9 protein-coding genes and 3 pseudogenes are annotated in these 14797 nt (G+C 58.0%); 6 read left to right on the top strand and 6 right to left on the bottom strand.

Annotated elements, in window-relative coordinates; translation table 11 throughout:
- The first annotated feature begins 526 nt into the window (after nucleotides 1–526).
- The gene (locus IC66_RS0137360) at nucleotides 527–2245 is read left to right on the top strand and encodes an asparagine synthetase B family protein (RefSeq protein WP_038951007.1); all 1719 of its coding nucleotides are present in this window, start codon (nucleotides 527–529) and stop codon (nucleotides 2243–2245) included.
- A gap of 402 nt (nucleotides 2246–2647) precedes the next feature.
- Here the strand turns inward: IC66_RS0137360 and IC66_RS0137355 are convergent, their stop codons facing one another.
- The 3 genes and pseudogenes from IC66_RS0137355 to IC66_RS0137345 form a co-directional block, all read right to left on the bottom strand.
- Complete coding sequence (locus tag IC66_RS0137355) at nucleotides 2648–3271, bottom strand: CDP-alcohol phosphatidyltransferase family protein (RefSeq protein WP_038951006.1); 624 nt, start codon at nucleotides 3269–3271, stop codon at nucleotides 2648–2650.
- Between the two features lie 367 nt (nucleotides 3272–3638).
- A complete protein-coding gene (locus tag IC66_RS0137350) occupies nucleotides 3639–4433 on the bottom strand; it encodes a phosphocholine cytidylyltransferase family protein (RefSeq protein ID WP_038936997.1) in 795 nt (264 codons plus the stop codon).
- A gap of 141 nt (nucleotides 4434–4574) precedes the next feature.
- Nucleotides 4575–5370: pseudogene (locus IC66_RS0137345) on the bottom strand (isocitrate lyase/phosphoenolpyruvate mutase family protein).
- Between the two features lie 593 nt (nucleotides 5371–5963).
- Between IC66_RS0137345 and IC66_RS0137340 the strand changes: the two are divergent.
- On the top strand, nucleotides 5964–6176 hold the full coding sequence (locus IC66_RS0137340) for a helix-turn-helix domain-containing protein (RefSeq protein WP_028153753.1): 213 nt from the start codon (nucleotides 5964–5966) through the stop codon (nucleotides 6174–6176).
- Between the two features lie 801 nt (nucleotides 6177–6977).
- Here the strand turns inward: IC66_RS0137340 and IC66_RS0137335 are convergent.
- Nucleotides 6978–7364, bottom strand: a complete 387-nt coding sequence (locus tag IC66_RS0137335) for a Crp/Fnr family transcriptional regulator (protein WP_240537804.1) — start codon at nucleotides 7362–7364, stop codon at nucleotides 6978–6980.
- A gap of 175 nt (nucleotides 7365–7539) precedes the next feature.
- Here IC66_RS0137335 and IC66_RS0137330 point away from each other — a divergent pair, with 175 nt between their 5' ends.
- Nucleotides 7540–9663, top strand: a complete 2124-nt coding sequence (locus IC66_RS0137330; RefSeq protein WP_038951005.1) for a prolyl oligopeptidase family serine peptidase — start codon at nucleotides 7540–7542, stop codon at nucleotides 9661–9663.
- Nucleotides 9664–10403: 740 nt separating this feature from the next.
- Complete coding sequence (locus IC66_RS0137320; RefSeq protein ID WP_018645234.1) at nucleotides 10404–10610, top strand: cold-shock protein; 207 nt, start codon at nucleotides 10404–10406, stop codon at nucleotides 10608–10610.
- 376 nt (nucleotides 10611–10986) lie between these two features.
- On the opposite strand, the pseudogene IC66_RS0137315 reads toward IC66_RS0137320, so the two are convergent.
- Together IC66_RS0137315 and IC66_RS0137310 are read right to left on the bottom strand one after the other, a co-directional pair.
- A pseudogene (locus IC66_RS0137315) lies at nucleotides 10987–11181 on the bottom strand (IS5/IS1182 family transposase); the annotation flags it as partial.
- Between the two features lie 593 nt (nucleotides 11182–11774).
- On the bottom strand, nucleotides 11775–12755 hold the full coding sequence (locus IC66_RS0137310; RefSeq protein WP_041959860.1) for an MFS transporter: 981 nt from the start codon (nucleotides 12753–12755) through the stop codon (nucleotides 11775–11777).
- 1195 nt (nucleotides 12756–13950) lie between these two features.
- Here IC66_RS0137310 and IC66_RS44025 point away from each other — a divergent pair.
- Nucleotides 13951–14195: pseudogene (locus tag IC66_RS44025) on the top strand (transposase); the annotation flags it as partial.
- The gene (locus IC66_RS47310) at nucleotides 14180–14452 is read left to right on the top strand and encodes a hypothetical protein (RefSeq protein WP_041959858.1); all 273 of its coding nucleotides are present in this window, start codon (nucleotides 14180–14182) and stop codon (nucleotides 14450–14452) included. The pseudogene IC66_RS44025 and the gene IC66_RS47310, both read left to right, overlap by 16 nt.
- The last annotated feature ends 345 nt before the right edge of the window (nucleotides 14453–14797 follow it).

Here is a 14797-nt window from a genome sequence, read left to right as displayed (position 1 = left end):
CTGTCGAGGACGCATGTCGAACCGCATTGGCGCTACGACCCGATCCGGTAAAGTCCAATCCATGCATGCATCTGATATCTAGATCAATCACCAGCATTGGTAGTTGGCTTATCGCTGCGAACCTCGTCTGGTGTGTCTGCGTCCGCCAGACGCGCAACGCGTCCGCCTCGGCTTTGAATCGGCGCCATACCAGCTGGACATCCTCCGCGACTCTTTTGCTCCCGCAAGCGTCAGATATCTGGAAATGAGGGGCTTCACCGCGCTGCGATCATGAGCCTGGGTTCTTTGATCGGCGTGGTCGGCTCGGATCGGGGATCCGATCAAAGGTTCTGTCACGGTGACCACGATCTGGTGCCGAGTAGCGTGGATCCTCGTGAACGTGAGCTGCCATGAGCACATCAAGCCCGATCGATCCCGATAACATTGGCTCGCCTTGTAGCTGTCTTTCAACATCGGCCGAGCGAGATCTTTGATGAGCAGCATGTGTGGATTTGTGGGTCGCATTGACGGATCGCTGATGAGACGAATGGGACGGCTGCTCCCGCAAGGCGGATCAGAGGTTCACATTTGGGAATATGGTCCGGCGCACTTCGCTATCCGCGCTGGCTCTGATGGTGGCCTGGCGCGTTCGGGCAATACGCTGATTGCCTCTACGGGGCATCTGCTTAATACGGAAGGGGTGTCACTCTCCGTGCATGACGTCGCGGAGGGCTATCGAAGACAGGGCATCCAGTTTTTTGATGACTTGGATGGACATTACGCGATTGCCGTCTGGGATGCCTCGCTTTGCAGTTTGGTCCTGGCCCGTGACCCGTTCGGGGTGATGCCGCTCGTCTTTGCACAGGGAAAGGACTGGACCGCCTTTGCGACGCACTATAAGGCGCTTCTTGCAGTATCGCAGATCAGCTCCGAACCTGACCTGCCGGCGATCAATACGTTCCTTTACAACGGTTGGGCCCCCCCTGGTCGAACCTTTTTCAACGACATTCGGCCAGTCTTGCCCGGCAGCGCCGTCATCGTCGGCCTAGAGGCGCCGAAAATTGTCCGCACAAAGCCCCGGCCTTGCGAATACGAGGCGCCGAGCCAGCCCGTCTCGCCCAAAGCTGTCCTCGAAGCGGTCGAAAGATCTGTCAATGCGTATGCCCATGATGCAACTGGCAGAATTGGTGTGTCGCTGAGTGGCGGCGTCGATTCGGCGCTCATCGCGGCTCTGCTGCGCAAGCGCCTACCTGGAACGCGGTTGTGCACCTTTACGGTCGGACACGGCGAGTCCGATCCGGATATTGCTGGTGCGCGGCAGACGTCGTCGGTTCTCGGAACCTGTCACCACGAGATCATCGTCAGACCGAAAGATCTGATCGAGCTGCTGCCGACGACAGTCTGGTGCTTGGAAGACCCAGGTGGCTATGATGAGTTCCCGCAGCTCTATGCGTTGGCGCGCGGGGCGGTCGGGAAGGTCGACACGCTGTTTTCAGGAAATATGTGCGACACACTGTTTGCAGGAATGCCCGCGCATCGCCGACTATGGCTTGGACGTCATGTGCCCGGCGCCAAAAGGCTTCTGCGCGAGCTGCGCTCTGCGGAGTGCTCGGGCACGCTTCCGGCTTCTTGGCTGGCCCGTGCGATCTTCCGTGCAACGAAAGGCAGCCACCCTTTGCCAGCGCCGTGCAAAGCCGGTCAGAACCAAAGTCGCCTGGCAACAGAAGAAATGACCTTTGTTGATGAAGACGCGCCGCTTTTTCGGATGTTGGGCTCAGCATTGGCTTCATGGGACAACAGGATGGGGGCGCAGGAGGTGCTCGCGGCGGAGTTTGGCCTTAAATCTTGCATGCCTTACGCCAGTAAGCACCTGATAGATCTAGCGCTCCGAATCCCCGATCGCCAAAAGGTTGGTCCAACTCAAGTGAAGGCGATTCTCCGCAAGGCTGCGGAGCTCGTTCTTCCGCGCGTCGTCACGCACAGAAAGAAGTATATTCAACAGTTTCAGTATGACGCCGACATGGCCGATGTGATCGACGATTTGTATTCGCGGCTGTTCGCCCCGGGCAGGCGAGCCCGAGTTAGGATCGTCAACCTGGCAGATGTGGAGCGCCTGCTGAGACGCGGAAAGCGGCCCTACCAACCTGTCGAAGTTCGTTGGCTTTGGAATGCGATAACCGCGGAAATCTGGGCGCAGCAATTTGTCGACCGCCGTGAGGACTTTCTCGGTGATGCGAGGAAGGATATCGGACCAATCTCACTATAGCCAGAGGAAGGCGATAACAGCTCGGCCGGCGGTGCGGCGCTTTCCAGGCGCACACGACCGATCGCGGGAACCAAAACAGCCCGCCCGGGGACAATGGCTTGTGATTTGCAGTGCGCGGGCTCCATGACGTCGAACACTCCATTCGCAATCTTGCCAATGGCCGGTAATGCATCGTGAGCCGGTGAATTCTCGCGACCTATGTTCAGACATTGGACGTGTAAACCGGCTGAGTGCGCTATCCGTGGGCTGGAGCGCGTCGTCCCGTCCGGCTTATGTCGCCATCACGTTGTTCCGAATCAACCGAAGGATCAGCAACCAGACAATTGCCTCCTCGTAGTGTCCTTACTTTCCGCCGCACCAGATTGGTCGTGGGGCCAGCTGCGCCGGCACGGGACGGCCCGCTTAGCTGGGACTAGACAAGCTGATCGCTACCAGGGCCACCGAAAGCGCGATCGCTCCGATCGTTGCAATTGGAATTGCGCGGCCCTGTATCGCTGGAACCCGCACAAAGGTGGAGACGTAGAGAGTAGCAAGTGCTGTGAAAGCGAGAGCCAGAACTGTCGGGAACAATTCCGCCCAGATGAGTGGCCGAATCAGCAACATCACAGCCAATAAGGGCGTACCATACGAAACTGGAATTCCGATGAACTTCGCGTCAGCCGTTAGGCCGACATTTTCGAAATAGCTCAGCCTGATCGCACCCGACACGACGAGCACGAGGCTGGTACCAAACGAGATTCCCGAGCCGTCACCCACAAGGATGATAATGACGGCGGGAAACCAGACCCCATGCACAAAATCGGCAAAGCCATCGAAGCTTTTTCCGAACTCAGCCATTCCCGGCAGACGCATACGACGGGTCTTGCGAGCAATGTGCCCGTCCCAATGATCCAAAAACCATGTCCAGAGCATCGCGGCAGCGCCGAGCTCCGGTCTACCATTCAGGGCTAGGAAGACGCCGACGACTGCGAAGACATAGGAGCAAGCCGTGATCGCATTTGCACGATCAACCAGGTATTCAATCATCTCTTTGCTCCTGCTGTTTTCTATGTCCACTTGACGAGCTGCCTTGCTGCGGCAACGCTAGTCCGCCCCTGTCCTCTGGAGCGTAGAGTTCTCCTTTCGATTGCAAGCAGGTCATTTCCTCATCAATCGCAATCAACAAATCTCGTTCTGGTTGCCCAGGCCCATCGCTTTCTCGAGCTTGGGCTGGCTTCGTACCTATTGCCCTTTGATCGGATCGAAGGAGAGGGAGTCCGCCAGGATAGCAAGGAGCACCAGCGGCGGAGACGCCAAAGTGGTGACCAGGCAATACTTGCCGTTGGTTGATCGACATGGACATCAGATCTGCAGGTCGATTGGCTTCGGCTCCGGTGTCCAAGCGGGCAATTTCTCACTTATTGTCTAAACTCGGTCGCTGCCGCAATACCGGCCGGCTCGCGAAGATAGTTTCGGCGATCTGCAGATCGACGGGTGTGTCGATCTCATACCACTTAAGACCATCGCATCGGGCTGCCGCAAGCTGCAGTCCGCGCTGTTCAATCAGATAGGCGAGCAGTTCTTCAGTGTAGGCCCGCGTCGCGCCGGAGCCGATGATCTCGTTGAGCGCTGGAACAATCATGGTTCTGAGAGTCGAAGCCGCGAACCGCATCACATTGAGTGTTTTAAAGAGGGGCGGACGGTCGGCGGGGCGGCTTGCCGAGGTTTGCTTCATCCGGAACGCGGAAATCCGTCCGCTATCCGACAGCAAAACGGCGGATCCTTCCATGATTTCGGTAAAGGGAGCTACGGCGGCAGCATCAGGAGCCTCGCCCATCAAGCAGCGTAGAACATCCTCCTCGAAAAAGACGTCCCCTTCGAGCAAATAGCAGTCGCCCGACAGAAGTGAGTCTCGCGCGAGCCACAGCGAATAGGCGCTTCCGGTACGCTCGAATGCGGGCGTCTCGAGATAATTGATCTCCAGCGTGCCAAAGCGCTGACCGCACGCGTATTGAATGGCGTCCTTTCGATAGCCGACCACGATAGTGACGTCTTTCACCCCGGCTATGTCCAGATTACGCAGAGCATTGAAGAGGATAGGCGTGCCGTTGACTTCGACCAAAGGCTTTGGACGCAGATCTGTCAGCGGTCTCAGGCGCGAGCCGACACCAGCTGCGAGAATGACGGCCTTTCTTGGGGTATTACTCATTGTTTGTTCGCCCCAACTAACAGGCGTATCGGTTTCGCTGCAAAGCGTCAGGTGATGTGCGTATCACCTCTGTGAGATTCCAACTTAAGGTCCAGCCCCTGTTGGCCAAAGCAGAGTGAATGGGGCCAAACAAAATCATTGCTATCGCTTATTGGGCTGAAGGTACCGCTTCTCAGCCCTGGCGAGCTCATCGTATTGGAGCATGTCAAACACCTCTTCGAGGTCTGCGATATTCGGCTCGATCGTTGTCGCGTTCTCCTCAGCGAAGAGGCGGTCGCAGAGTTGCCGCATCGCGCTGACCGCGGCTCGCATGGAATGGTTGAACGATGACGACGGGCAGGCTGTTCTGCCAGGCGCGTGCGAATGAAAGAATTTCGTCTGCGGAGCTGCTTCGCGAATGAATGAGGATCGCATCCGCTCCGGCTTCCCTGTACGCGTGAGCGCGTGAAAGTGCTTCGTGCATACCATGGCCGGCGATGAGCGCTTCGATTCGAGCCACAAGGACGAGATCCGTCGCTAGCGTGTCCTTTACTGCCTGCAAGCGGCCACAGAACTCATTGACCTCCGCGAGGGGATGACGATTGCCGACAAAGGAGTTCATCTTCGGAAAGCAGCTGTCTTCCAGTGCAACACCCGCAGCGGCACGCTCACGGAGCTTACGAGCCAGTAGGCGGGCATTGTCGAAGTTCCCGAAGCCGCCGTCGCCGTCAACCAGGACAGGAAGTTGGCTTGAATCCACGATCCGCTCAACGGCGTCGACAAGCTGGCTCCACGATGCTTCGTTCGCGTCGCGGTAACCTAGAGAACACGCAATGGACAGACCGGACGCCCAGAGCCCCTTGAATCCTGAGCGCTGGGCGATTGTCGCGGACAGGCCGTCATGCGCCTCCATCAGAAACGAGAGCTCGCCATTCGAGCAGACCTGGGCACGAAGCATTTCGACAGGCGGCGGCGGAGTGCATTGATGACCTGCGTTGGGCCGAGCGGATTGTAGTTGATACTTCATACAGAAGTCCTGAGGCCGGCCTTCGATTGGCGCAAGCTGCACTGCTCATACTTTTTGTTGTGATGCCGATCAATGACCAGCGTTGGTAGTTGATTCGCACGTAAAAGCTTGCATGATCGCCATAGGATGGGCGCCTAACCCGGGGCTGTTGTGATAGGTGGATCCGAGCCGACACGTTGGAAAGGAAAGCTTTGGTGCAAATGAAGGATCTCGGCTCGCAAGCCGGGTGCTAGGGCCCTTCACAGAGCATTCACCCCTTGCGGGAGGGCGCCTGGCCAAAAGGTGATATCCAGCTCACACAGATGTTGAGCAAATATGGACTGCTATGGTTGTCGTAGTTGCTGCTGTTGCGTTTTCGACATATGTCGCAATCCGTCGATAGGGCTGCAGTTGGGTGGCAGTCTCCGGAGAAGTGAACCGGCAATCTCCCAAGATCTTGTCCTGCCGCGAGAGTTTGAGGTGCCACGGACTGGTATGGCATTTGCTGATCTCGTTCCACGTCCTCTCTGCTCCAGGAGAAACTCATGGCGGATGTGCAAGGGGTTGGTCTGTCGTCACGGGAAAGACAGTGCTTGCGATGGGTCGAGGAAGGGAAGTCATCCTGGGCCATCGGAGTCATCTTGAAAGTAAGCGAGAACACCGTCAACTTTCATGTCAAAAATGCAATGCGAAAGCTGGAAACGACCAGCCGTACCCAGTGCGTCGTCAAGGCGCGGCGGTTGCGTCTTATTGAGTAACGGCCGCCATTCCGCTGCCGCTGATGCAGATCTAGCGAAATGTAAGGGGCGACTGTGGGTTGCTCCAGCGCAATGCGAAGCGAATTACGCGACCGCAGCTGTATAGCCATACAGGCGCTGTTACTATGAATAGGGGCGTGCTTTTATTCGGTCGCCGATCGTCACTGCGGGCGCCGCGGACCACTAGGCGAGGTGAGATAATCGACGCATAACGCTCTTGAAAACGTGACTGCCGGTCGGAGCGCAGTGTCAACGTTGTGATCAATTGCGAGAATTGGTCGGTGACATCAATGGAACGTATCGCTGCGGGTCGCGCTGGCGTAGGCGACAATCAGAATTCTGAGCGTGAGATGACTCGCCGGGCCTTGTCTTGGCTGCCAGGAAGCTTCGGAAGGGACACTATCCATGCGCCGGGCACCCAATTGACGAAGTCGGCTGGCGGGCTGCGCCGTGGAAAATGTCATGATCAATATACAAGATACGACAGGCCTCGGCTGGTCGGCAACCGAACTCGTTGGGCCAAGGCAGCAGGATCTTGCGTTGATGCTCAACCTTGAATTGCGTTTCATCGTCCGGCCGCCCGCTAATGGCCGGACGCATCGCGCGGCTGAACGACGACGCGTCAGCGTTGCGACAACCGCCAGCTGACCAGCCAGGTATCGCCGACGACCGGTCACCCACCGCCCGCTACACGGCGCAAGGGGAGCGATTGATTGGTGACGGGGTGACCTTCTCGGGGCGAATTGTCTCAAGTTCGCGGTCACAAGCACCCGAAGGACGCAGAACGCCAGTGGCGAGTTGCTAGCTCGTCTGTTCTTCACCGAGAGCGCGGACTGATAAGGAGGGAGCATAGGCAGCTGAGACGAACTTGTAGCAACGGTACGCTTTATTTTCGAGTAATTTGTGTTCATCGATCTGCAAGACGCCTCGCATCTTGCGAATCAGGGCTTGCTCCTCGAAGCGGATCAATGTTTCGGTCACCCCCGCGCGGCGCAGTCCCAGCACCGAGGACAGGTAATCGTGGGTGACTGGCAGCACGCGGGAGTCATCACCAGCAAGGCAAATCCAGCTCGCGAGGCGCTGTTCACGATGGTGCCGTACCCCGCACAATCCTGTCTGGACGCACTGAAATGTCAGCGCTTGCACGTACTCGAACAGATGGTCTCTAATCTCGGGATGCACTTTCATGATCCGACGAAGATCCTTGAGGCTTGTGGCCCTTTAGCCGGCACGCAGCTTGCAATGAACGGCCCGCGACATAGCGCAAGCCGCGCTATGTCATGCGCTTGCGTGCTTTCCGCCGCTTCTGCTTGACCCGCAGGGCCCGCGAGCCTGACCGCTCGACCTCAGCCGGAGCAAATCCATGAATACATTACTCTTCTCCGCCACGCTGCTTTCGATTGCCTGCATCACCTCCACGGCGCTTTCACAGGAGCGAACGGATGCGGCGGTGACTGATGACCCATTCCTTTGGCTCGAGGAGATCGAAGGGCCAAGCGCAGTGGCTTGGGCTCGCGCCGAGAACGAGAAGACGCTCGGGGTGCTCCAGTCAGATCCTCGCTATGGGCACTTCTACGGACAGGCGCTCTCCATCCTGCAGGCCAAGGATCGGATCGCATATGTTTCATTGAAACGGCGCGGCTTGGAGAATTTCTGGCAAGATGAGAACCAGGTGCGCGGCGTCTGGCGACGCACCACGCTCGAGAGCTATCGTAGCAAAGACCCACAGTGGGAAACCATTCTGGACGTGGACGCCTTGGCGGTCGCCGAGAACAGGAATTGGATCTTTCAAGGTAGCAGCTGCCTTCCGCCTGAAGAGCGCCTCTGCCTGATTAGTCTTTCCGATGGCGGCAAGGATGCCGCGTCCATACGAGAGTTCGACTGCGACGCCAAGACCTTCGTTGCGGATGGCTTTTATCTCCCAGAGGGCAAGCAGCACGTCAGCTGGGTCGATCGTAACACACTCCTTGTTGCACGGGACTGGGGCGAGGGGACTTTGACGCAAGCCGGCTACCCCTTTGTGGTGAAGGAGCTCAAACGCGCTCAGCCGCTCAGTGAGGCTCGCGAGATCTTTCGTGGCGAGCCCACCGACGTTTCGATGTCCCCCTTCGTGCTTCGTGACAGCGAGGGCAACATTCATGAGACCGGCGCGATCCGCGCAATCAGCTTTTTCGAAGCCGAGTATGTGGTCTTCCGCCCCGATGGGCCCGTCAAGCTCAATCTGCCAAAGAAGGCCGCGATGATCGGTCTAGTGGGTGGTCGCCTGCTTGTAAGGCTTGATGAAGATTGGAGGCCGCCAGGCGATATCAGCTTCGCCGCCGGATCGCTGATTTCGTATGATCTGGCCGAATGGAAACAGGATCCGATGCGCGCCAAAGCCTCGCTCGTCTTCCAACCTGGGCCCCGCCAGGCCCTGAGCGGGTTAGGCGCCACAAAGAATTTGTTGATCCTGACGATCCTTGAGAACGTTCAGAGCAGAGCGTTCGCTTATAAGTACGATCACGGAGCTTGGTCCGCGACGCCGATCCCGCTGCCGGAACATGCAAATGTCAGCCTGTTAGCCACCTCGGATGAAGCGGACCGAGCCATGTTCGCGGTCTCGAGCTATCTCAGACCAACCTCAGTCTGGTATTTTGATGCCGAAAGCAAAAGCCTTGAGGAGTTGAAGACGACACCGGCTGCTTTCGATGCGTCCAATCATATCGTGGAGCAGCTCGAAGCCACTTCGCGTGATGGCACGTCAGTTCCCTATTTTCTGGTGCGGCCGAAGAACGCAAGGTTTGACGGGACGATCCCGACACTTCTTTATGGCTATGGCGGTTTCCAGGCTTCGCTTCTGCCCTCTTATCTGGGACCGGTGGGACGGCTCTGGCTCGAACAGGGCAATGCCTATGTCGTGGCGAACCTGCGTGGGGGCGGCGAGTTTGGCCCACAATGGCATCAAGCGGCCCAGACGGCAACGAAGCAGACGACATGGGATGATTTCATTGCCGTTGCCGAGGACCTGATCCGCCGGAAGATCACAAGTCCGAGCCGGCTCGGAATCATTGGCGGCAGCCAGGGCGGCCTGCTCGTTGGCGCCGCAATCACCCAACGTCCCGAACTCTTCAACGCGGCCATCATCAAGGTGCCGCTGTTTGACATGCTTCGATACACCAAACTGGGCGCAGGCGCCTCCTGGATCGGCGAGTACGGTGACCCTGCCATTGCCGAGCAGCGTGCGTGGATCGAAGGCTACTCGCCCTACCAGAAGCTGATGGCGGGCAAGACTTATCCCGCTCCCCTAATTCTTACCTCCACCAAAGACGACCGCGTGCATCCAGCGCACGGCCGCAAAGCTGCCGCGAAGCTCGCCGCGCTGGGCCAGCCTTACTTCTATTACGAGAACATCGACGGGGGGCACAGCGCCGCCGCCAACCTCAGGGAATATGCGCGTCAACTGGCCCTTGAATACACCTATGCATCGAGGCGGCTTTGTTCTGAGTAAAAACTCGGTCAGCGGGCTGAGACCATTGGTTATCTCAACGTCTTCACGGTGCTCAGCTGAATTCATCGAACCCAAGGCGAGAGAGCTGATGAGCCGCCGGCAGACGCGATGAAGGTCGTCAGATGCGCAAGTTACCGGTTTGAACAGCCTCCACCGCTGGCGAGCGGGTTTCCTGGCGTCCAACCACAACATGACGAGCGGGCGGTAAGTTGCCAGATGCGCTTCCTTGAGGATTGTCTCGCAGACCCCTGTTCGTCCGACATGGCCGGCGTGCGGCTAATATCTAAACGCGAACAGCTAAAGCGCAGCTCTGGGACTGTCTTCGTGCTTGAGAAAGCATGTCACGTAGCTCAATGCAGGCATGGCGCGGATTGATTATCCTGATCCAGGCTGCGCGAAGGAGTTCACGGCCGCCCTGTTGTTCAACGACGATCAATCCCATTCGCTTTAGCTCGGCTCCGGATGAGCGCGGCGTGTTCGAGGCTCTGCAACTCTTCTGTAAGCCGCTAGCGCGCGACGAGTGAAGCGAAGGTCAAAACGTCATCCGGATCCTGAAGCCTTGAATCGAAGTCTGGTCGACGTCACGGCGCTTTCTGTCGTTTGCACAATGCGGCCGCAGATAGACCATGCGATAAAAAACGAGCATGTGACCAGCGCAGCGACGCTGGCGTCTTGCCGACCATCTTGATGGCCGGCAGACTCTTCGCTAGATCACAACGGTTCACTATGGAGATGCCGCCGTGGCAATGGGTATTGTGAAGTGGTTCAACTCGACCAAAGGTTATGGGTTCATCAGGCCTGAGGACGGAGGTCCCGATGTCTTCGTGCACATCGGTGCCGTCGAAAGGGCCGGTTACACCACTCTCGAAGAGGGGGCTCGGGTAAGTTATCAGCTCAAGGCCGGGCGTTCGGGCAAGATGTCAGCTGAGGATCTTCGGGTTGGCTGATCCGACTCGCCTCCGGAAACCGCTCTCTGCAAAGCGTGTTCTCGCACCTGTCCGGCGATGCCTTGTCGGGGCGCGCCGTGCGTTTGGCTTTTCGACGGTCTCTTCCAGTCATGAGCTGTCTCGCAAACCGCATGACAGCGTTGATCTCCCGAGGCCGTCCACCGATCACTGCCGTCAGAGTTACAAGAGTTGCGAGCGCATCGCAGTGTGGGCGTGGCAAGATATTCCTGCGCCCCGAACCGTACGCTCGTGACCAACGCGCCGGGGAAGTGCACGCCGCCGGGCCGGTGCTCCCCTGTCCAGCTCATGAAGGTGCTCGCACAACCGGGTTCGTCCGTTATGGACCATACTGGCCGGCTGCGCTGAGGCAACAGCACGCCCGCAGCAGCTTCTCCGGCGGGATCGACGGCCGCCCAGTCGGCGAATAGAGCGCGGCAAACTCGCGCTCCAGCGTCGACAGCGCCTCGTTCACGATCGTCCGGATCGCTTGCAGCGGATGGTCACGCCGCACCCGAGCCTCGAGATCGACGTAGCTGAACAGCTCGCCCGTTCGATTGTCGCCGCCGCGCACGCATCATTTCCGAATCTCGTCGGAGCCAATGAATCACGGTCGCTGGTCGGCGGCGAGCACGTTTTTCAACTGCCTGCTAGAGGCGTACCTCGCACAAAGACTTTCGAGGATGAACGTTACGCGCGTGAATTGTATTGGGATTGGTCAAACCATCCACTTCGATAGACAGATTGGAGTAAGCGCCAAAGTCACCGCTGCGCGGCCAGTTGCTCCACCAGCTTGTCGCGTGGCCCTGCCGAGCCCGCCCTTGGACGCCTCCGGCTCGGCCTCTCGTGGCTGGAAATGGGGCTCCTCATCCTCGGATGAACCCGCGCGCCACCGTACGCCACCCTCGTAGCCGAGCGACACGGACGCGCCGCCCGCCGCCATATGTGCCGGGTCGAGACCCGTTGTCCCTTCAAGGCGTCCATCTCCGCCTCCAATTGGTTCAAGCGAGCCAGCATCGCCTTGAAGGCGCCAGGGCGGCCCCTTAGTTGTTTCGTACGAGGCGGAACGCGTGCGGCTTCGATCCAAATGCATAGCACGCTGCGGAAATGCCGTTTGAGGCTTCGTTCTTAATTGTGGGACTGCAATAACTCGATCGTTGAGCGATATCATCTCGGACATGCTGCAGTCGCGGTTTCTGCAGGTGCTGCGTCACGCATGAAGGCAACAGCCAGCCCGATGCCGATGAGACCAATCAGGATCGATGCCGCAGCCAGAGACGGGACGCCGCTAGTCTCGACAAGGATGCCGCCGAGAAAAGCGCTAATGGCGATCCCCGCGAAGGTGGTCGAGCTGTTCATCGCCAGTACCAGCTTCGACCTATCTCCGGCCAGACCGAGAAGACGGTGCTGGATCGGGACGAGATACATGTAGCTCACGTTACCCCAAAAGAAGGCGATGAGCACGGTGAGGGCACCATGCTGTCTGAACGCAACCAAACCTACGAGCAGGATGAGTTGCGCGCCTACAACCGCAATGAGAACTTTATACGGGCCAAAACGGTCAGTCAGAACGCCGCACGCAACGTTTCCCGTCACGGCTCCGAAGCCGTAGGCAAAGAGTGCGGCTGAGAGCAGCGGCACCCCGGCAAGCAGAGAACCGATGATGAATACGCTCACATAGGAGTAAACGATGAACTCGGAAACGACGACGAATAACGTCACGGAAAGGATACCGTAGGTGGCCTTGGAGAGGCCTTTTGAGATCGGGCTGTTTCCGCGCTCCGGCGCCTTGGTAGCTATTCCGGACATCATCGGAGCGAAGATTATCAATGCGAGAAGCCCGGCAATGACGACGAAACCGAATGAGAAGCGCCAGCCGATAGCATCCGCGATCCAGCTTGTGGCAGGAACGCCGGCAACCTGTGAAACAGTCATGCCGCCAAAGATGAGAGACAACGCGAACCCTTTGCGGGCTGGCGGCAGGAGTTCCACGGCCAGCGCGGTAGCCGACGGGGTGAACATCGCCGCGCCGTAGGCCGAAATGACGCGGCCTGCAGCAAGGGTGAGGAAGTTCGGAGCGATCGCGCAGATCAGGTTACCGATGATGAAGATCGAAACGGACAGAATCTGAACATTATGGCCGCTCATGGCCTAGGTCATGACGGTGCTCGTTCATGTTGTAGTGATATGTTCAAGGCAGGACGTCATGCAACTCAGGATAGAGGCTGGCGATGATCGTACCTGAGTAGCGGGGACGTGGGCCGTATAGCAGCCACGTCGTCACCACCTCACCGATTTTCTGCAGATCTCGAGCTTGTGGGATGTTCGAGCGCCGCTCTGCTGTAAGCAACCCCCGCATCATACACGCCTTCAAGGAGTTTTTTCTCGCCAACCGGCTTTGTTGTTTCGAAATTCAGCCCCGTCGGCTCGGGGAGTCCCGGCGTCCGCGGCTCCTTCCGTGCGCGGCATATCTTGTGGCAAGCTCTGTGATTTCTGGCTCTTGTGGATGCGGCGTGAGCCGAAGTGCATCAAGGTAGTCCGGATCATGAAGGGTTCTCAAGACTGACACCACCTCGTCTGCGACGTTTTCAGAGGGCGAGACAAATTGGACGCCGGATGAGCTCTCCAATCCGGTCCGGATCTCGTGGAGTCGATCCTCCACTTCCCTTGGGGGCTTAATCGTTCCCGCCGCATTGGCGATAAGGCCCCAGGGCTCGATGGCGCCGGAGTCATGTGTACGGTTAGCCAGGCCACGGAGCTTTCCGTCTTCTCCGCTCTCCAGCCGATGTGAAACCCATGCTTTCATAGAAGTGTTGCAGTTACGGCGAGTTCGTCGGTGAGTTGATGGCCAGCTACCCATTTCGCTACAAGACGAGGCCACGGTGCGGCCGCTTTTTCTGCTGTCTTCCTCATTGAACACGCTACCTCGGATTGCGCGCTTCAGCTATCTTTGCCCTCGCTGACGCGATCTTATCGCTGCGGTCGCGTTCGCATCATCGAGGCCATGACTAGCGTTAGCACCTTCTCACACACCAACGCACCGCTCAAAAATGGTGAGAGCATTCTGGCGGACGCCGGCAAGATCTTCTCTTTATTGAGCGCTGCCATACTGAGCACTGCTATGGACGTGGTTGCGGCTCTGGCTGTCTTGTTCAAGACGTCGGTGGTTTCAGGCGCGACAACAGGGACGCCTAAAACCAGGTGCTGCGGGAAAGTCTACATCGTTTCTTCATAAAACCGTTCAAGCGGCATTGGCATGCTTGTTGCTTGGAGATGTGATAATACCACTTGTGACCATGATGCTCGTTTGGCACCCGATCCAGGTGTTCAGATGAACTTGCCCGCGCTGTTTGCCGCGCTCGATGTCGCTTCCGCTTTGTCATTGGCAAATGCTACAAGCGCCATCGGGCGGTCGAGTTCTTGAAGTTACTCAAAGAGATCGACGTTCAAATCCCTGAGGGGCTCGCTGTCCATATCGTCATGGACAACTAGCCACCCACAAGACACCCAAGATCAAAGAGTGGCTCGCTCGCCCGCCGCACTAATGTCCACTTCACGCCGACTTCCGCGTCATGGATCAATCAGATCGCCGGATCGGGGTCGACTTCACACGCGAAATGGAAAATCTTTGGTTACATCCCAGCCGTTGTGTCGGGATTCCCACCCCGTTCGTCGTCGACCGTGACGGCCGCATCGCCTTTGTCGGTTTGACGATGCAACTCGATGACGTTCTACCCAAAGTTCTGAGCGGCAGCTGGCGCATCAGCGATGAAGCTAAAGCCGCCGAGACAGAGCGGATCGCCCGAGACAAGCGCATAAGGGGCGAAACGGCGCGCAAGAACTGATACCACGCATCGTGATCCCGGTTTGGATCCGCCACTGGTCCGTCCGCGCCATGTTTGTGCTCAACAGGTTTTATCGGGCCAACGGCGGCCGGCCCGTCCCGTCCCTACCCGCAGCCTTACCGCCAAGTACGGCGGCTTGCGCGACGAGAACGGCTCGGTGACCATGGCTTGATCGACCAGTCGGGCAAGGTCGCAATTGCGTCGCGCCTCACATCCGATCCTTCACGGGCTCGCTCCTGCATTCGCCACGAGCACTCTTCTCTGTAGAGATTCGAGCTATCAATAATGTGACGAACTTGCGTTCCAGATGACTAGAACCTATCTCAAAATTGTCGAAACAGGATC

The organism is Bradyrhizobium genomosp. III (genome assembly GCF_000261705.1).
In the GTDB taxonomy this organism is placed as follows: Bacteria; Pseudomonadota; Alphaproteobacteria; order Rhizobiales; family Xanthobacteraceae; genus Bradyrhizobium; species Bradyrhizobium ottawaense.
The sequence above is the reverse complement of the archived record's forward strand: the minus strand, read 5'-3'. Positions and strand labels throughout refer to the sequence as shown.